This is a genomic window from Flavobacterium panacagri, assembly GCF_030378165.1.
In the GTDB taxonomy this organism is placed as follows: domain Bacteria; phylum Bacteroidota; class Bacteroidia; order Flavobacteriales; family Flavobacteriaceae; genus Flavobacterium; species Flavobacterium panacagri.
Genome location: NZ_CP119766.1, coordinates 2,960,598 through 2,979,083 on the forward strand (window position 1 = coordinate 2,960,598; position 18,486 = coordinate 2,979,083).

16 protein-coding genes are annotated in these 18,486 nt (G+C 32.2%); 12 read left to right on the top strand and 4 right to left on the bottom strand.

What is annotated here, in order from left to right; genetic code table 11:
- Window positions 1-9 precede the first annotated feature (9 nt).
- Window positions 10-441 (top strand): hypothetical protein, encoded by a 432-nt coding sequence (locus tag P2W65_RS13125; protein WP_289666117.1) that lies wholly within the window; start codon window positions 10-12, stop codon window positions 439-441.
- A 53-nt stretch (window positions 442-494) separates the two neighbouring features.
- Here the strand turns inward: P2W65_RS13125 and P2W65_RS13130 are convergent, their stop codons facing one another.
- Complete coding sequence (locus P2W65_RS13130; protein WP_289666118.1) at window positions 495-2,009, bottom strand: FMN-binding glutamate synthase family protein; 1,515 nt, start codon at window positions 2,007-2,009, stop codon at window positions 495-497.
- A gap of 36 nt (window positions 2,010-2,045) precedes the next feature.
- Entirely contained in the window at window positions 2,046-2,825 is a 780-nt protein-coding gene (locus P2W65_RS13135; RefSeq protein WP_289666120.1) for an NYN domain-containing protein, read from the bottom strand.
- Window positions 2,826-3,027: 202 nt separating this feature from the next.
- Here P2W65_RS13135 and P2W65_RS13140 point away from each other — a divergent pair, with 202 nt between their 5' ends.
- The 6 genes from P2W65_RS13140 to P2W65_RS13165 all read left to right on the top strand — a co-directional run bounded on the left by P2W65_RS13140 (window position 3,028) and on the right by P2W65_RS13165 (window position 8,465).
- A complete protein-coding gene (locus P2W65_RS13140) occupies window positions 3,028-3,477 on the top strand; it encodes an RrF2 family transcriptional regulator (protein WP_289666122.1) in 450 nt (149 codons plus the stop codon).
- 25 nt (window positions 3,478-3,502) lie between these two features.
- Window positions 3,503-4,027, top strand: a complete 525-nt coding sequence (locus P2W65_RS13145; RefSeq protein ID WP_289666124.1) for a plastocyanin/azurin family copper-binding protein — start codon at window positions 3,503-3,505, stop codon at window positions 4,025-4,027.
- Between the two features lie 117 nt (window positions 4,028-4,144).
- Window positions 4,145-4,876 (top strand): iron-sulfur cluster repair di-iron protein, encoded by a 732-nt coding sequence (gene ric / locus P2W65_RS13150; protein ID WP_289666125.1) that lies wholly within the window; start codon window positions 4,145-4,147, stop codon window positions 4,874-4,876.
- 183 nt (window positions 4,877-5,059) lie between these two features.
- Entirely contained in the window at window positions 5,060-6,283 is a 1,224-nt protein-coding gene (locus tag P2W65_RS13155; RefSeq protein ID WP_289666127.1) for a hypothetical protein, read from the top strand.
- 313 nt (window positions 6,284-6,596) lie between these two features.
- On the top strand, window positions 6,597-7,856 hold the full coding sequence (capB, locus tag P2W65_RS13160; protein ID WP_289666128.1) for a cysteate-C-fatty acyltransferase: 1,260 nt from the start codon (window positions 6,597-6,599) through the stop codon (window positions 7,854-7,856).
- A gap of 123 nt (window positions 7,857-7,979) precedes the next feature.
- Window positions 7,980-8,465, top strand: coding sequence for a hypothetical protein (locus tag P2W65_RS13165; protein ID WP_289666129.1), 486 nt, complete (start codon window positions 7,980-7,982; stop codon window positions 8,463-8,465).
- Between the two features lie 349 nt (window positions 8,466-8,814).
- Here P2W65_RS13165 and P2W65_RS13170 read toward each other — a convergent pair whose 3' ends face one another.
- On the bottom strand, window positions 8,815-9,933 hold the full coding sequence (locus tag P2W65_RS13170) for a GTP cyclohydrolase (protein WP_289666130.1): 1,119 nt from the start codon (window positions 9,931-9,933) through the stop codon (window positions 8,815-8,817).
- A gap of 47 nt (window positions 9,934-9,980) precedes the next feature.
- Window positions 9,981-10,949, bottom strand: coding sequence for a transporter (locus tag P2W65_RS13175; RefSeq protein WP_289666132.1), 969 nt, complete (start codon window positions 10,947-10,949; stop codon window positions 9,981-9,983).
- 123 nt (window positions 10,950-11,072) lie between these two features.
- Between P2W65_RS13175 and P2W65_RS13180 the strand changes: the two genes are divergently transcribed.
- The 5 genes from P2W65_RS13180 (at window position 11,073) to P2W65_RS13200 (ending at window position 18,463) form a co-directional block, all read left to right on the top strand.
- Complete coding sequence (locus P2W65_RS13180) at window positions 11,073-11,369, top strand: DUF4834 family protein (RefSeq protein ID WP_289666133.1); 297 nt, start codon at window positions 11,073-11,075, stop codon at window positions 11,367-11,369.
- Window positions 11,370-11,418: 49 nt separating this feature from the next.
- Window positions 11,419-13,857 (top strand): YfhO family protein, encoded by a 2,439-nt coding sequence (locus P2W65_RS13185; protein ID WP_289666134.1) that lies wholly within the window; start codon window positions 11,419-11,421, stop codon window positions 13,855-13,857.
- Window positions 13,858-13,922: 65 nt separating this feature from the next.
- Window positions 13,923-15,209 carry a glycosyltransferase family 4 protein gene (locus tag P2W65_RS13190; protein ID WP_289666135.1) on the top strand — a complete coding sequence of 429 codons (1,287 nt, stop codon included), beginning with the start codon at window positions 13,923-13,925 and terminating at the stop codon, window positions 15,207-15,209.
- A 39-nt stretch (window positions 15,210-15,248) separates the two neighbouring features.
- Window positions 15,249-16,718: an oligosaccharide flippase family protein gene (locus P2W65_RS13195; protein ID WP_289666136.1), complete on the top strand. Its 1,470-nt coding sequence runs from the start codon at window positions 15,249-15,251 to the stop codon at window positions 16,716-16,718.
- Window positions 16,719-16,813: 95 nt separating this feature from the next.
- Window positions 16,814-18,463 carry a mechanosensitive ion channel family protein gene (locus tag P2W65_RS13200; RefSeq protein ID WP_289666137.1) on the top strand — a complete coding sequence of 550 codons (1,650 nt, stop codon included), beginning with the start codon at window positions 16,814-16,816 and terminating at the stop codon, window positions 18,461-18,463.
- Window positions 18,464-18,486: the final 23 nt, after the last annotated feature.

The window sequence follows — 18,486 nt, forward strand, 5'->3', positions numbered from 1 at the left end:
CAATAATTTATGAAAAAAATTACCCAAATCGCATTCGTGCTAACCTTCGCATTATTTTTAATCAGCTGTAAAAACACCAAGCAGAAGATCCAAGAACATGTAAGCACCTACAATAATTCTTCTTCGATTAAAGGCCATGGAATTACCAGTACAGCAGCAAAAGCTTTTCTAAATGACAACAAGATTGAAATTAGAATCGAAACGAACTTAGAAGAAACAGATGAAAACAGAGCAGCCTACAAAGATTCATTTCCAGATCTATTAAGAGAAATGATTAAGAACGATCAAATCTCTACAGAATTAATTAATGAAGGAGTATCTTTTGATGTTTACTTTTTAGCTTACAATAATGCTATTTTAGCACAGCAGTTAGTAAACAAAGAAGAACTGGCGGTTTTAGAAGGAACAGCAGAACCAAATAAAGAAACAGCAAAATTGTAATTAGAAACAGATTTTAAAAAAGCCCCTTCAAGAATTTGAAGAGGCTTTTTTATTTAAGAGAACTGAGTAACATTTTTTAAATTATCAGGAAAATACATATCCGATAGATTAGCAAATTCGTCGCCTCTCATGAAGATGTTAATGTCTACATCAGCAAAACTGTTTTTTCCAGCGGCGGCTAAAAGTTCATTAGCAGAATGAAGTGTATTTTTATGAAAATGATATACTCGCTCAGATTTATCTGTTACAACCAAACCTTTCATCAGCATTTTGTTTTGAGTTGCAACTCCTGTCGGGCATTCGTTATTATGGCAACGAAGCGCTTGAATACAGCCTAAAGAAAACATAAAACCTCTCGCACTGTTACACATATCTGCACCAAGCGCTACGGCATGTAAAATAGAATAGCCCGAGATAATTTTTCCGCTTCCGATAATGCGCATTTTATCACGTATTCCTAAACGAACCAAAGTTTGATTAACAAAAATTAAAGCCGGCTCAAAAGGCATTCCAACACCATCAGCAAATTCTAAAGGGGCGGCACCTGTTCCGCCTTCAGCGCCATCAACTGTGATAAAATCAGGGTAAATATCTTCATTAATCATTTCTTGGCAGATGGCTTCAAATTCTGCTGTATTTCCAATACACAATTTAAAGCCAATTGGCTTTCCGTTTGACAAATCACGCAGTTGTTTAATGAAATGAATTAATCCTTTGGCATCAGAAAAGGCATGATGTCCAGGAGGAGAAAGAATCATGGTATGTGGCTGAACACCTCTAATTTTTGCAATTTGTTCTGTGTTTTTAGCGGCAGGTAAAACACCTCCATGACCTGGTTTTGCACCTTGAGAAAGTTTAATTTCAATCATTTTTACATTTGGAAGATTGGCTTTCTCTGCAAAATTTTCTGGACTGAAATTTCCTTCTGCATCACGGCATCCAAAATATCCTGTTCCAATCTGCCAGATAATGTCTCCGCCTCCTGCAAGGTGAAATTCGGTTAATCCGCCTTCTCCTGTGTTTTGGTAGAAATTTCCTTTTTTAGCACCAATATTGATAGCACGAACAGCATGTTCGCTTAACGATCCAAAACTCATGGCCGAAACATTAAATAAAGAAGCTGAGTAAGGTTGTTTACAGTCTTTTCCGCCAACTAAAACACGAGGTAATTCTTCGTTTACTTTTGCAGGGAAAATGGAATGTTTAATTCCTTCGTAATTTTCTGTATTTAAATTCAGTTGCGTTCCAAAAGGAGTGCTGGAATCAATATTTTTAGCTCTTTGATAAACTAGTGAACGCTGATTTCTAGAAAAAGGTTTTCCGTCTGTAGATCTTTCGATAAAATATTGCTGAATTTCTGGCGCAATCATTTCAAACAAATACCTGAAATAACCTAAAACAGGGAAGTTTCTTAAAATGGCATGTTTTTGCTGAGAGGCATTGTAAGCGCCTACAATTAGCAAAAGCGGAATAATAAATACGAGTAAATAACCTCTTCCAGTGTAATAATAAATTGCAAGAACAATTACAAACAATAAGAATCCGTAAATAAAGAATTTCTTTCTCATGTTTTTAAAGAATTAAATGGTAATAAATGCGATAATTTAGTTGAATCTTAAACGTACATAAACGTGTTTGATTCCTTTTTTGTCCGATTCTCTTTCATCAATTTCCAGAATATCAGTCAAAGATTTCAACATTGGAGTGAGCTTAGAAAAACCATAATTTCGGGGGTCAAATTCAGGTTTTTTCTTTACGATTAAGTTTCCAACGTCTCCAAGAAAAGCCCAGCCATCATCATCTTCTATATCTTCGATAGTGGCTTCGATAAGTTCAATGGTTTGTTTGTCAATTTTGTGTAATGCTTTTTCAGCAGGTTTTTCGACAGGTTTTTTGGTATCCGCAGCCGCGACTTTTGGTTTTTTCTTTTGAGTGGCTCCGTCTAAAACTTCAATATAAATAAATCGGTCACAGGCTACAATAAAAGAACTTGGAGTTTTCTTTTCTCCAATTCCAATTACTTTCATTCCAGATTCTCTTAAACGAACGGCGAGACGTGTAAAATCACTGTCACTTGAAACAATGCAGAATCCGTCTAATTTTCCAGAATACAACAAATCCATTGCATCAATAATTAAAGCAGAATCTGAAGAATTTTTTCCAACTGTATAACTATATTGCTGAATAGGAGTAATGGCGTGTTCAAGTAAAACACCTTTCCAGCCATTTGCATTGGGTTTTGTCCAATCGGCATAAATACGTTTGGTTGTTGGTGTTCCAAGCTTTGCAATTTCTTCCATCATGCCTTTTACATTACTATACGGAACGTTATCGGCATCGATAAGAACAGCCAATTTTAAATCTTTTGAGTTGCTTAAAGGCATTTTTTAGATATTAGAAATTATATACTTTCAAAGTTAAAATTAAAAATCATTTTTATATGAATTTGCGGAGGAATAAGTAGAATTATAACTATTAATTAGTTTCATTATAAATAAGGTTTTTTGGTAAGAAAACTAATTAAAGATAAATTTGTCTTTTATGTAAGATTTAAATACATTTGTAAAGAAATAATGTAAGGATTGTATGTTTTCAAAAGCTTGTGAATACGGAATTAGGGCTTCTATTTTTATTGCAACCAAATCTTCTGAAGGAGTTAGGGTTGGAATAAAAGATGTAGCAAAAGAAATAGATTCGCCGGAACCATTTACTGCGAAAATCATGCAGATTTTAACCAAAAATGGAATCATTCATTCGGCAAAAGGAGTAGGAGGAGGTTTTGAAGTTTCAAATCAAGCCTTGCGTTCTGTAAAATTGATTCAGATTGTAGATGCAATTGATGGTGACTCCATTTATAAAGGATGTGGAATTGGTTTAAAAGAATGTTCCGAAGTTCATCCTTGTCCTGTGCACAATCAATTTAAAAAAATACGGGAACTTCTTTTGGCAATGCTCACAACTACAACATTAGAAGAATTGGCACTTGGTGTAAACTCAGGAGATTTTCATTTAAAAATCTTCAATCAAAACAAATAGAATTTTATAATTTAAATACTTAATAATGAATAAGACGATTAAAATTTCGATGGTAATGCTAATGGGATTTTTAGCAGTAACTTCTTGCGGTAAAAAAGAAACAGCGCCAGCAGAATCTACAGAAGTTAATGAAACTTCTACAGAAGGTGAAGCAGCTCCAGTAACTTCAACGGAAGAAAATGTATTAGTTATTGAAGGAAATGACCAAATGCAGTTTAATGTAAACGAACTGAAAGCGGTTGCAGGAAAACCAATTAAATTGACTTTGAAACATGTTGGACAAATTGCGAAAGAAGTGATGGGGCATAATTTAGTTATTCTTCAAGAAGGAACAGATCAAGCGGCTTTTGCAGTAAAAGCAAATGATGCCAAAGCAACAGATTATATTCCGGAATCGGAAAAAGCTTCAATTATTGCTCATACTAAATTACTAGGAGGCGGAGAAGAAGATACAATCGAATTTACTATTGATAAAAAAGGAAGTTATCCTTTCGTGTGTTCTTTTCCTGGTCACGTTGCCCTAATGAAAGGCGTTTTAATTGTTGAATAGATAAATACTAAAAACTCCAATCTAAATTGAGGTTGGAGTTTTTTTAAAACACAATAAAAGACAATTTTATCTTTTATTGAAATAAATTGATTAATATTAAAAGTAATTTTTTGAAAGATGGAAAATTTAAAAGAAAAAACAATAGGATCATTTGTAGCTGAAGATTTTAGAACAGCAGCTGTTTTTTCCAAATACAGAATCGATTTTTGCTGTAAAGGAAACCGAACAGTAAATGAAGTCTGCGAAAAACAAAATATTGATGCAGCTACTTTATTAGAAAATATTCTGCAGGTTGCGCAATCTGAAAATAACGGAAGCATCGATTTTAATTCCTGGCCGTTAGATTTATTAGTCGATTATATCGAAAAAACACATCATCGTTATGTGGAAGAAAAAACGAATGTTTTAATTCCGTTTTTAGATAAATTGTGTAAAGTTCACGGTGCTAATCATCCTGAATTATTCCGAATTAATGAATTGTTTATTGGCTGTGCAGGAGAATTAGCGCAGCACATGAAAAAAGAAGAGTTGGTATTATTTCCTTTCGTTAAACGAATGGTAAAGACCAAAGAATCTGATGGCATTCTGCATCAGCCTTCTTTCGGAACTGTGTCAAATCCTATTGCCATGATGATGCATGAACATGATAATGAAGGCGAACGTTTTAGGGAAATTGCAGCATTGACGAATAATTATACACCGCCAGCAGATGCCTGTACTACTTACAGAGTCACTTTTTCAATGCTTAAAGAATTCGAACAAGATCTTCATAAACATATTCATTTAGAAAATAATATCTTATTTCCAAAAGCAGAAGTTTTAGAAAAAGACTTTGTTGAGGTAGAGTAAATGGTTAATTTAATTAATTCGAAAAACACTGATGATAGTCTTTTAAAATGATAATCGTTGGTGTTTTTTATTTAAAGAAATGTTTTTAAACAATATAAGTAATGTAAGAAATTATAAGTTTGCTTAAATGAACTTACATTGCTTATATGGTTTAATTGTAAGACTTGCTTAAAACGTAACAATATGAATTCCCAAAAAGTTTGGATTGTCTGCTGTTTTTTTAATTTTCTAATTGCTTGTTTTTTCGGATTAGTAATGCGGTTGATGTATCTTTTTCCGATTTATTTTCTAAACTATAGTTTTTTGCTTCATGCACATTCTCATGTTGCGATGTTGGGCTGGGTTTATTTGATGGTTTATGTTTTGGTTGTTCATTTTTTTATTCCAAAAGAAAAAAGTCAGAAACCAATTTACAACCGATTATTCTGGCTGACAGAGTTTTCGGTTATCGGAATGATGATTGCTTTTCCAATCCAAGGGTATGCTTTGTTTTCAATTATTTTTTCAACGATGCATATTTTACTGAGTTACATTTTTTGCTGTTTGGTTTGGAAAGATTGTTCTAGAGGAAAAACATTGGCACAAAAACTTTTATTTACTTCAATGCTTTTTATGATTCTGTCAACCTGCAGTGTTTGGTGTTTAGGACCTGCGGTAAATGCTTTAGGAAAACAAAGTGCTTTTTATCAAATTGCGATTCAGTTTTTTCTTCATTTTCAGTTTAATGGATGGTTTATTTTAGCGGTTTTAGCTTTGTTTTTGAAGCAGTTTCAAGATAAAATAGATGCGGTAAAGTGTAAGAAGTTTTACTTCGCACTAGTCGTTTCAACGCTTTTAACGGTTTCTTTTCCAATACGTTGGTTTGTAGGATACGATTTATTGAACTTTATAAACGCTTTTGGAGTTTTGGTTCAATTTTTAGCTTTTATTTATTTCTATAAATTGTTAAAACCTCAAATTAATCACTTTAAAAATAGTTTAGATAAAAATACAAAAGAGGTTTACAGTTTAGCTTTATACTCTTTGTTTTTGAAGGCCGGAATTCAGTTATTGACTATTTTTCCAAACCTTACCGAAGTTTCACATCAAATTCGATATTTTGTTATTGGATTTATTCATTTAACGACTTTAGGAATCATCACAGGTTTTTTATTTGGGATTTTACTTCAAAATAAAATGCTTTCGGCTAATTCATTAATCTTAAAAACAGGAATAAAGTGTTTTATTTTGGGGTATATCGCAACCGAAGTTTTGTTGTTTTTACAAGGCTGGCTTTTCTTTTTTGGAAAAGGGACAATGGTATACTATTATCAAAGTATTTTGATTTTTAGTCTTCTCTTAGTTTTAGGGTTGATTCTAATTATAAAATCTCTTATAAATAAAAAACAAGATCAGATTTCTGCCTAAAATCTTCTCTTGTTTTTATACTAATTCAAAATATTTAAAAACCTTAAAGTGTAGAATGCTTCCCTAAAGCATCTACGGCTTAAATCTGGCACAAAGATAAATCACAAAATTTTAAATAATTGTGATAAAAATCATAATTAAAGTATAATTGTCTATTTACATTTAGAATCTATGAAAGTATAAATCAGGGTAAATCTTGTTAAAATTTTTATGTTGAATATTTTTTAATAAAAATAAATGACACTCTGAATTTTAGAAGAATAATGATTATTTTTGCTCGCTGATTAAGTTAAAAAAATTACTACATTATATTATGGTAAAAGATTTATTCGAAAGAATTCAAGAAAATAAAGGTCCTTTAGGAAAATGGGCGTCACAAGCTGAGGGATATTATGTTTTCCCAAAATTAGAAGGTGAACTAGGACCAAGAATGCAGTTTCATGGAAAAGATATCCTGAACTGGAGTTTAAATGATTATTTAGGTTTAGCCAATCACCCAGAAGTTCGTCAAGCAGATACAGATGCAGCAATTCAGTTTGGAGCAGCTTATCCAATGGGAGCTCGTATGATGTCTGGACACACTACTTATCACGAACAATTAGAAAATGAATTGGCTGAATTCGTAATGAAAGAATCTGCTTATTTATTGAATTTTGGTTACCAAGGAATGGTTTCGATCATTGACGCTTTGGTTACTAAAAATGATATTATTGTTTATGATGTGGATTCACATGCTTGTATCATTGATGGTGTTCGTTTACATATGGGTAAACGTTTCACATACAAACACAATGATTTGGAAAGTATGGAGAAAAACTTGCAGCGTGCTACTAAAATGGCTCAAGAAACTGGAGGAGGAATTTTATTCATTACTGAAGGAGTTTTCGGAATGCGCGGGCAGCAGGGAAAATTGAAAGAAATTGCAGCTTTAAAACAAAAATACAATTTCAGGTTATTAGTTGATGATGCACACGGTTTTGGTACACTTGGTAAAACAGGAGCTGGAGCAGGTGAGGAGCAGGGAGTTCAAGATCAGATTGATGTTTACTTCTCTACTTTTGCAAAATCTATGGCCAATATTGGTGCTTTTGTAGCAGCTGATAAAACAGTTATTGATTATTTGAAATACAATTTACGTTCTCAAATGTTTGCTAAAGCTTTACCAATGATTCAGACAATTGGTTCTTTGAAACGTTTAGAGTTATTGCGTAAATCTTCAGCAATTAAAGACAAACTTTGGGAAAATGTAAATGCATTACAAAATGGTCTTAAAGAAAAAGGATTTAATATTGGAGATACAAATACATGTATTACACCAGTTTACTTGGAAGGAAGTATTCCTGAAGCAATGGTAATGGTAAACGATTTAAGAGAAAATTATGGTATTTTCCTTTCTATCGTTGTGTATCCAGTTATTCCTAAAGGAATTATTTTATTAAGAATGATCCCAACGGCTTCTCATACTTTAGCAGATATCGAAGAGACTTTAACTGCTTTTGAAGCAATTCGTGAAAAATTAGTTAACGGAACTTATAAAGAAATTGCAGAGCGTACTACTGTGGACGTTTCGTAATTATTTTAAAAATAAATTTTCCCACATGGGAATTATGTAAAAAAATCCATTCTTATACAGAATGGATTTTTTTTTATTTGAGCTAACTTTATTTTTATAATCAACAAAATAAAAAAGACAAGTATGAAAAAAGTGATAACAATAACGACTCTGATTTTGATAGTTCTTTCTTCCTGTAAAAAAGAAACTACTACGACGGAGCCGGTACAAATTACACCAAGCCCGCCAAAAGAAGCTGAAATTGTAGAACCCGCTGGAGATCAATGTTATGCTTGGAAATCGAATGGAAGTGTAATCGAAATGAGTTTTAATGTAAATTCCCATCAGGAAGTAAACGGAAAATTGAGCTATAATATAGTAGGAAAAGATAAAAACGAGGGAAGTTTAATTGGAAATATGAAAGGAGATACTTTAATCGCCGATTATACGTTTATGTCTGAAGGGGTTTCTTCTGTTAGAGAGGTTGCCTTTCTGCAAAAAGATGGTGCTTTTATTGAAGGTTACGGTGATGTAGTTGAAGCAAATAGTAAGTTTTCCTTTAAAGATAAAACCAAATTAAAATTTGATGCAAAAAATACTTTATCAAAAGTAGATTGCAAAGTAGAATAAAGATAAATGAAAGTGACTATGAAGTTAAAAACCATTCGTTTGGGGGCGAATGGTTTTTTTTGTTTTATGATTTAGAGGTTCTTTTCAGATTTAAGTTTACTTATATACTCACTTGAAACTCCATTCCAATAACACTTTATACATCTTTGATTTTCAAATTTATGATTACAATTTTCATATTCATACAAGAGATGTGCACATTCAGGACATAGATTTTTCATTGGCGAAGAGTCTTCATAAAATTCGCTTGTACATTCGTCACAAATAATTATTGTAAAGTTATTTTGATTCACATTAAGTATGTTTTGTGACTGATTACTAAAAAAACTGTTCACTGAACACTAATAAATTAAAGATTCTTCAAATAAGTCTTTCTCTGACAGTGAATAATCGGGTCAAAGTTTTTCCAAAGCAAATGAATAGCATTATTTTCTAATAACTCTGGAGTTCTAATACAGTTCTGGATTCCTTTTTCTGAAAATGTTTTAAAATACTCATCAAAAATAATAGCAGTAACTCCTTTGTTTTGGTATTCTGGGTGAACTCCAATAAGGTAAAAAACAACATCTTTACTATGTTTTCTAGCTTTTAACAATTGCAAAAAGCCAAACGGAAATAGTTTTCCTTTTATTTTTTGTAAAGCTTCGGTAAAACTAGGCATTACAATACTGAAAGCCACTAAATTATCATCTTTATCCACTACAAATTTGATGTATTCAGGATTAATGAAGCTAATGTATTTCTTTTTGAAGTACTCTTTTTGAATATCAGAAATAGCTACAAATGAAGCTAGTTTAGCATACGTTTCATTAAACAGATCAAACATTTTGTCTACATGGGGCATAATGTCTTTTGTTTTAGTAAAAGTAAGGGATTTAAGTTCGTAACGTTTTTTTATTAATGCTTGTGCTTTTTGGAAAAACTCCGGTTTTACATTCGAAAACGGAAATATACTTTCGATATATTGTTTCTCTACCTGAAATCCTAACTGCTCTAGGTGTGTTACATAATAGGGATAATTGTACCAAGTAATCATAGTTCCAACCTGATCATATCCTTCAGTCAAAAGGCCTACTTTGTCCAGATTAGAGAATCCCATTGGGCCTTCAGCGTGTTCTAAATTGTGTTTTCTTCCTAATTCAAAAACCTTGTTCAATAGAGCTTTTGTAACTTCAATATCATCAATCACATCAAACCATCCAAAACGTACTTTTCTTTTATGCTGATTGTTAACCTCAGACCAATTGATGATAGCAGTGATGCGACCAACAATTTTGTTGTCTCTGTATGCCAGATAAAAATAAGCTTCAGCATTATCAAAAGCAGGGTTTTTGGTCTTGTCAAAAGATTCTAATTCATCCGAAATAATTGGTGGCACCCAATATGGATTTTCTTTATACAATGAAAAAGGAAATTTGATGTATTCGGTTAATTCTTTTTTGCTTTTGGCTTCTTTAATTGTGATCATTAATATGGTATTGGTAGTCTCTTTAAGGAGTCTTTATTTATTACTATTTATTCGTATTTTGATTTACGTCTTCTTTCTTTTTCTTGATAATCGACACTCTTTTCGTTGTCAGGGTTCTTTTTAGCTCTATCTTTATTTTTTGCTTCAATCACTTTTTCTTTGTACCAGCCATCGTATCGCCATGATATTCCAACACCGCCATACAAAATAGAAGGCGTGTTTTTGAAGTTAGTACTTATAGAAGCATCAACCTGCATGTTGGAAGAAAGGAGATATGCAGCGCCGCCACGAATGATAGAATCACTGTAAAAGTCACTTTTGTATCCTTGGTTTTCAACGAAACCAGACCATCTGTCGTTAAATCCGTGGGTCAAAGTTAATACATATCCGTAACTTGGATAATCTGTACCAATATAATCTGCAATAATATTGGTTACAAAAACCCAAGAACCACCTCCAAACAAGTTTTGTGTTATTAAGGAAACTTTTGGAGAAATAGCACCGTCAGGCGAAAAATAATACGGATTATCTGCCCCAACAAAATTAGCTCCTGCAAAAACAGAAACAGCTGGAATCAATTCGCGCCATTGAAAATTACGATTGGCTTTATAGCTGTAAATGTTAACTTCTTTTTTATAGTTTTTGTAAGGATCATAAATTAAATATTTAGCTCCTAAAACAGTCTGTCTAAAATTATTTTTCTTGTAACTGGTGTAAGGAGTATCATAATTTGCCATTTGATACTGCACATCCAATACAAACTCTAGTTGTTCAAGAAAAGCGCCATAGCGAAGCGTAAAATCGGTGCCAAATCCGCTGGCATCATAATCTAATAAATCGTGTTTTTCTTTGATGCCGTAAACACCAAGCTCTGCTTGAATTACTGATTTTCCAACACCATAGGCAGACATTGTTTCACCTGGACGATTGGAATTGATGACATCAGTATATTGTGCAAAAAACAATTGTGGAATAAAAAAAAGTACCGGGGCGAGTAAGTTTTTAATTTTAAACATATAATTTTTTTTGGGTTAAAATATAATAACGCATATCAAATGTACATATTTTATTATTTATTTAAGATTCATATTTTATTTTTAAACAACGGATTTATTAATTTTGAAAAAAATTATAGAGTTATGCAAGAAGCGTCATTATCAAGTTTAAGATATATTATTGGGATTATTGCCTTTTATTATCTTATGAAATTTTTGGCTAGAATTTTTTTGCCTGTACTGGTAAAAAAGGCTGTTGAAAATGCAAGCGAAAATTTTCAGAGGCAGCAACAACAATACAATCAACAGAATCAAAATAATAGCTGGCAGAATACCAGCAGAAATAATAATGATGAAATAATCATTAATACTGCTAATGCTAAAAACCCGCGCGAAACCAAAAAAGTGGGAGAGTATGTTGATTACGAAGAAATAGATTAGATTTGTGTCCTGAAATATTAGGATTCATTTTAACCCAAACCAGCCAAAATTGAAAATAATAAATAAGTACTATCCGCATGCCCTTGTTATACTGGGCTTTATTCTCGTTTCATTAATTTATTTTTATCCAGTTCTGCAAGGAAAACAAATTTTCCAGTCAGATATTGCTCAATACACCGGAATGGCAAAAGAGCAGAATGACTTTAGAGCGATGGAAAATGCGGAACCTTATTGGACAAATTCTGCTTTTGGTGGTATGCCTACTTATCAGCTGGGAGCCAAGTATCCGTATGATTTTGTTGGAGAAATTGATGATGTGCTTCGTTTTCTTCCACGTCCTGCAGATTACTTGTTTCTATATTTCTTAGGCTTTTATGGTTTATTATTGGTTTTAAAAACAGATCCGTTAAAGGCTTTTATCGGCGCTATTGCATTTGGTTTTTCAACTTATCTAATTATCATTTTAGGAGTTGGTCATAATGCCAAAGCACATGCAATTGCATATATGCCTCTTGTGGTAGCTGGATTTATACTCGTCTTTCAGAAAAAGTACGTCTGGGGAGGTTTGCTCACTATGTTTGCCGTGGCATTAGAAGTTAATGCCAATCACTTCCAGATGACCTATTATCTATTAATTTTCTTGTTGATACTTTCAGGTTATTTTGCTTTTGAATTTATAAAAAATAAAGAATATAAACCGCTTTTAGTTTCAATCGGTACACTTGCCATTGCTGGTATTTTTGCTATTGGAGCGAATGCTGGAAATTTACTGGCGACAAGCGAATATGCTAAATTTAGTACACGAAGCAATAGTGAATTAACTTTCAATCCTGATGGAACAAGAAAGACAAATGAAAATGCTTTAAGCCGTGAATATATTACGGAATATAGTTATGGAATTGCAGAGAGTTTTAATCTTATTGCACCTAGGCTTTTTGGCGGGTCAAATCACGAAAATTTAGGAAAAGAAAGCAGGATGTACTGCTTTTTTACAGAGAGACGAGCTTCTGAAGCTGAAGCGAAGCAATATGCTTCAAGCATGCCTACTTATTGGGGAGATCAGCCTATTGTTGCTGCTCCGGCCTACATTGGAGCAGTAGTGTTTTTTCTTGCCGTTTTAGCACTTTTTATAGATGATAGAAAAATTAAGTATGTTTTTCTCGGAGGGGCTTTGTTTTCTTTAGTGCTTTCTTGGGGTAAAAACTTCCCTTTATTGACTGATTTCTTCATAGACTATATTCCTATGTATGATAAATTTAGGGCAGTATCGTCTATTCAAGTAATTTTAGAATTATGTTTCCCTGTTTTGGCAGTTATGGGAATTCAATCATTTTTTAAAGCCAAAGATGAACCTAAATTGCAACAGAAAGCATTAGTTCAAACAGGAGTTTTTGGACTTGGGGTAATTTTTATTTTAGTAATTGCCAAACAATTATTTAATTTTTCTGGAGCAAGTGATCAATATTTAATGCAAAGTTATGGGCCGGATTTTGTTGATGCACTAAAAGAAGACCGTGTAACGATGTACTATGCAGATTTACTGAGAACAGGTTTTCTAATTGTATTGACGTTTCTAATTCTATGGTTATTCATAAAAAATAAGCTTTCTCAGACTACAACTTTAATCATTGTGGGAATTGTAATGATTTTTGATTTGTTCTTTATTGATAAAAAATATGTTTCTGCTAAGGATTTTGTAAGTCCAGTTCAGATTGCGGCTCCTTTTCAGGAAACCGAAGCAGATTACAAAATTTTGGCTGATACAACACATTATAGGGTTTTTGAATTAAATGGTAATATGTCAAGTGCAAGAGCTTCTTATTTTCATAGTTCAATAGGTGGTTACCATGCAGCGAAACCTCGTAGAATGCAGCAGCTTTTTGATTACCAGATCGCTAAAAATAATCTTGAAATACTTAATATGCTAAATGTTAAGTATGTAATTCAGACAGATAAAGAAGGAAAGGATATTCCAACCATTAATCCAGATGCGAATGGAAATGCTTGGTTTGTGAGTTCTGTAAAATTGGTGAACAAAGCAGATGATGTAATGAAAGCGCTGAATACTTTAGACACGAAAAAAGTAGCTGTTTTTAATGTTCATGAACACGAATCTAAATTCCCAAATGCTCGTTTAAAGAAACCTTGGGATGCGACGGGGACAATTAATGTTGTAGAGTATAAGCCAAATTACATCAAATATAAATCAGAAAATGAAAAAGATGGTTTAGCTGTTTTTTCTGAAATATATTATAAAAATGGCTGGAGTGCTTATGTCGATGGTAAATTGACAGATCATTTCCCTGTTGATTATGTTTTAAGAGCAATGGAAATTCCTGGTGGAAAACATACTATAGAATTCAAATTTGAGCCTCAGGTTATTAAAACTGGAGGAACAATTACTTTAATTAGTTCAATTGGGATGGTATTGCTTTTAATTGGTGGAATTTATTTCGAAAAATTCTTTCGCAAAGATGCCCAAAAGTAATTAAGTCTTTTGCGAAACTTCGCGAACACTTTGTGAATCTCTGTGAAATTGAATATAAATCCTAAATGGAACAAAAAAAACTCTTAATAATTACCTATTACTTTCCACCAGCTGGTGGTCCAGGAGTACAGCGTTGGTTGAAATTTGTAAAATATCTGCCAGAATTTGATGTACAGCCAATTGTTTATGTTCCAGAAAATCCAACTTATCCTATTGTTGATGAAGGTTTGGTAAGTGAAATATCAGATAAGGTAATTGTTCTAAAGAATAAAATTTGGGAGCCTTATCAATTGGCTTCTGTTTTTTCAAAAAACAAAACAAAAAAAATCAGTTCTGGAATTTTTCCTCAGAAGAAAAAACAGACTTTTTTAGATAAAACATTTCTGTGGGTTCGCGGTAATCTTTTTATTCCAGATGCTCGTGTTTTTTGGGTAAAACCTTCTGTTGCTTATTTAGAAAAATATATTCAAGAAAATAATATTGATACAATTGTTACTTCTGGACCACCGCATAGTCTGCATTTAATTGGTTTAGAATTACAAAAAAAATTAAACGTAAAATGGTTTGCTGACTTTCGTGATCCTTGGACAACGATTGGTTATCATAAAGCGCTTCGTTTGTCTTCTTATGCAGAAAAGAAGCATAAAAATTTAGAGCATAAAGTTTTAAATGCTGCTGACGAAATTATTGTAACTAGTAAAACAACAAAAGCTGAATTCGAAGTCATTACAAACAGACCAATTACAGTTATTACAAATGGTTATGATGTTGAAACTGTCGAAAAACAAACTTTAGACCGTAAATTTACGTTAGCTCATATAGGCTCTTTTTTATCAGACAGAAACCCGACTTTTCTATGGGAAGTTTTGGTAGAATTACTTCAGGAAGTTCCAGAATTTAAATCTCACTTAGAAATTAAATTAATTGGAGCTGTAAGTCAGGAAGTATTAGATGCAATAAAAGAGCATCAATTAAATGATCATCTGAATTTAGTTGGATACGTTTCTCATAAAGAAGCAGTTGCCCATCAAAAAAAAACTCAGGTTTTACTTTTAATTGAAATTAATTCTGAGGATACCAAAAGCATTATTCCCGGAAAATTATTCGAGTATATGGTGTCAAACCGCCCAATAATAGCGATTGGACCACAAGGTTCAGATTTTGCAGATATTGTGACACAAACCAATACAGGAGTATTTTTTGATTATTCTGAAAAAGCCAAGTTAAAAAGTGTAATTTTGGACTTTTTTAATCAGTTTTTGGAAGGGAATTTGCAAGCGTACGGAATTGGTTTACAGCAATATTCCAGAAAAAATCTAACCAAACAATTAGCACAACTGATTAAGAAATAATCAATTGAAAATTTAAATTCTACAATCTAAACTCAAGAAATGGGTATTGTCTTAAATCAGTCTTTTAAAAATACTATAATTACATACATTGGTTTTGGTATCGGAGCCATAAATACATTATATCTTTACCCAGTTTTTCTTGGTGCAACTTATTACGCTTTAACCAATTATATTACTTCTGCAGCGAATGTGATCATGCCTTTGTTTGCAATTGGAATGCAGAATACTTTAGTAAAATTTTATTCACAGTATAAAACTGAAGAAGAAAGAGAACAGTTCCTTTCTTTTACGGCATTATTTCCAATCTTAATGTGTATTCCTTTAGGGCTAATTGGAATCTTTTTCTATGATGATATAACAGATTTTGTTTCTAAAGAAAACCCTGTAGTCCGTGAATTTATGCTTTTGATTCCGTTTATAGGAATCTGTATGGCGTATTTTGAAATCTTTTATGCTTGGGCAAGGGTACACATGCATTCGGTTTTTGGAAATTTTATAAAAGAAGTAGGTTTAAGGTTGCTTTCAACTTTTGCATTGATAGGTTTGTATTTTAACTGGATTAGTTTGGTTGAGTTTGTGTACGTCACAGCAGCTATATATTTTTTAGCTTTTATAGTAACAATGTTTTATGCGTTTTACATTAAGAAGCCGAATTTCCAGATTACAATTCCTGAAAATGTAAAAAGTGTAATGGAGTATACTTTCTATATTATTCTGTCTGGAAGTGTAGCCAATTTGCTTTTGGATGGCGACAAACTGATGCTGAATCAATATATGAAGATTGAGAATATTGCTTATTATTCTGTTGCAACTTACATTGCTTTGGTAATTTCAGTTCCAAGCCGTGCCATGCATCAAATTGTGTATCCAATTACGGCTAAATTGATGCATGATAACAAACATGACGAATTGAATCAGTTGTACAAAAAAACCTCTATCAATCTGCAGATTGTCGGCGGTTTTGTGATGCTTTGTATTTTTGTCAATATTAATCAATTGTACGAATTGGTTCCAAAAGAATACAGCGGTGGAATTCCAGTGGTTTTTATGATTGGTTTGTCTAAGTATTTTGATTTGATTTTGGGAAATAACAATGCTATCATTTTTAATACAAAATATTACCGAATGGTTTTGTATTTAGGTTTGATGCTAGTAGTTTTGACCGTCATTTTAAATATGATTTTTATCCCAATTTTTGGGATTTTTGGTTCGGCATTTGCGACACTTTTATCAATTACTTTATACAGTTTGGCTAAATTGCTTTTTGTGGTTAAAAAACTTCACTTGTATCCTTTTACGGAGCAGACAATTTATTCCATGCTTTTAACTTTTGCATTGTTTTTAGTTTTTTATTTCTGGGAATTTCCATTTTTTCAGTTAATTAGTATTGCTTTAAAATCGATTTTAGTTACCATTTTATATTTGTATTTGAATTATAAATTCAAAATTTCTCCAGACATCAATGGTGTTATTGATTCTATTTTTAAGAAGATCGGGATAAAAATTTAAAGCGTCACTGTAGGAAAAATAAAAGTAATTTAAAAAAGTAACTTTTTTGTTTTTATATTTGTTAGAAAGGATAACTAATTTATTTCTAGTAGAATATGAAAATAAAATTACTTAAGTTATTAGCTTTATTTCTTGTTTGGTTTTCTTGTTCGGTAATGTTGGGACAGAACAAAAATCTGAAGATTCCAGATTCATCGATAGTAAAACTTAAAGGTTATCCTGTAAGTCCTTTTAAAGACACGCTTTTTTATGTGTATAATAATGTGGGATCATTTCCTGCTAAAGAACGGGCGGAGTATATTTCCTCTAAAATTAAAAGACTTTATAATGAATCTTTTTTTGAAAAAGATTCTCTCAAAGTTATTCCTTCTGATGTTTCTTCAGATATTGTTTATAAGAATGATTTAGTACTAATGTCGGTTTTGGAATCTGATGCTAAAGCCGAAAATCAAACGGTATCTTTTATTGCCAATCGTAATTTAAAGATAATTAAAAGCGCTATAATTTATCAGAACGAGAATTACTCTCAGCTTCCTAAGCGTTTTGGATATACTGCTTTGTTGGTTTTAATTATTGGCTTGATCCTGTTTTTGGTTGGTAAAGTGTTTAATCTAATCAAAAAATATATTATTAGGAATAGAAAAAAATATTTTAAAGGCGTAAATTATAATACAATAAAAGTATTATCTCCAGAAAGACAGCAGATTCTATTTTTAAGATTTTTTGGTTTTGTAAAAATAGCCTCACTTGTACTTATTGTTTATTTATCTCTTCCGGTTTTATTCAGTATTTTTCCAGCAACAAAAGAATATACCACTACACTTCTTAGATGGATTTTAACGCCAGCTAAATCGGCTTTAATGGGATTTATTGGTTTTCTGCCAAGTCTATTTACCATCATCGTAATTGTGATTATTTTTAAGTATTCTTTAAAAGTCATAAAATTTTTCTTTTACGAAATAAAATCTGAAAACATAAAAATTGATGGATTTTACAGCGATTGGGCACTTCCAACATTTAATATCATTAGATTCTTGATGTATGCTTTTATGCTGGTCATTATTTTCCCGTATTTACCAGGTTCAGATTCTCCAATTTTCAAGGGAGTTTCAGTATTTGTGGGTGTTTTGTTTTCTCTTGGATCTTCAAATGCTATTGCCAATATGGTGGCAGGATTAGTAATTACTTATATGCGTCCGTTTAAAATTGGCGATTATATTAAAATTGGGGATGTAAGCGGAGAAGTTATTGAAAAGACAGCTTTGGTTACAAGAATCAGAACTCCAAAATTCGAAGATATAACGATTCCTAATGCAACGGTTTTATCCAGTACCTCTACAAATTATTCTGCAAATACTAAACATTCTACCAATGGTTTATTAATTCATACTACGGTAACAATAGGTTATGATGTTCCGTGGAAGGACATCTACGCTGCCTTAATTGAAGCTGCTTTGAATACCGAAATGATAGAAAAAGAACCAAAACCATTTGTACTTCAAACCAGTTTAGATGATTTTTATGTTTCTTATCAGATTAACGTTTATACGAAAGAACCAACTAAACAACCTAGGATTTATTCGTCATTGCATCAAAACATACAAGATTCTTTTAATGCTGCAGGCATAGAGATTATGTCACCACACTATAATGCTTTAAGAGATGGAAATGCGACCACACTTCCGCCAAATTACTTAAAAGAAGATTACGAAGCGCCCTCTTTTAATTTGAAGAACAAAAGTTAAGAAATTGAAAATGAGTTATTAAA

Bases quoted from the DNA above. Each gene is read 5' to 3' on its own strand.
- P2W65_RS13125 (WP_289666117.1), top strand. From the start codon at position 10: ATGAAAAAAATTACCCAAATCGCATTCGTGCTAACCTTCGCATTATTT.
- P2W65_RS13130 (WP_289666118.1), bottom strand. From the start codon at position 2,009: ATGAGAAAGAAATTCTTTATTTACGGATTCTTATTGTTTGTAATTGTT.
- P2W65_RS13135 (WP_289666120.1), bottom strand. From the start codon at position 2,825: ATGCCTTTAAGCAACTCAAAAGATTTAAAATTGGCTGTTCTTATCGAT.
- P2W65_RS13140 (WP_289666122.1), top strand. From the start codon at position 3,028: ATGTTTTCAAAAGCTTGTGAATACGGAATTAGGGCTTCTATTTTTATT.
- P2W65_RS13145 (WP_289666124.1), top strand. From the start codon at position 3,503: ATGAATAAGACGATTAAAATTTCGATGGTAATGCTAATGGGATTTTTA.
- ric (WP_289666125.1), top strand. From the start codon at position 4,145: ATGGAAAATTTAAAAGAAAAAACAATAGGATCATTTGTAGCTGAAGAT.
- P2W65_RS13155 (WP_289666127.1), top strand. From the start codon at position 5,060: ATGAATTCCCAAAAAGTTTGGATTGTCTGCTGTTTTTTTAATTTTCTA.
- capB (WP_289666128.1), top strand. From the start codon at position 6,597: ATGGTAAAAGATTTATTCGAAAGAATTCAAGAAAATAAAGGTCCTTTA.
- P2W65_RS13165 (WP_289666129.1), top strand. From the start codon at position 7,980: ATGAAAAAAGTGATAACAATAACGACTCTGATTTTGATAGTTCTTTCT.
- P2W65_RS13170 (WP_289666130.1), bottom strand. From the start codon at position 9,933: ATGATCACAATTAAAGAAGCCAAAAGCAAAAAAGAATTAACCGAATAC.
- P2W65_RS13175 (WP_289666132.1), bottom strand. From the start codon at position 10,949: ATGTTTAAAATTAAAAACTTACTCGCCCCGGTACTTTTTTTTATTCCA.
- P2W65_RS13180 (WP_289666133.1), top strand. From the start codon at position 11,073: ATGCAAGAAGCGTCATTATCAAGTTTAAGATATATTATTGGGATTATT.
- P2W65_RS13190 (WP_289666135.1), top strand. From the start codon at position 13,923: ATGGAACAAAAAAAACTCTTAATAATTACCTATTACTTTCCACCAGCT.
- P2W65_RS13195 (WP_289666136.1), top strand. From the start codon at position 15,249: ATGGGTATTGTCTTAAATCAGTCTTTTAAAAATACTATAATTACATAC.
- P2W65_RS13200 (WP_289666137.1), top strand. From the start codon at position 16,814: ATGAAAATAAAATTACTTAAGTTATTAGCTTTATTTCTTGTTTGGTTT.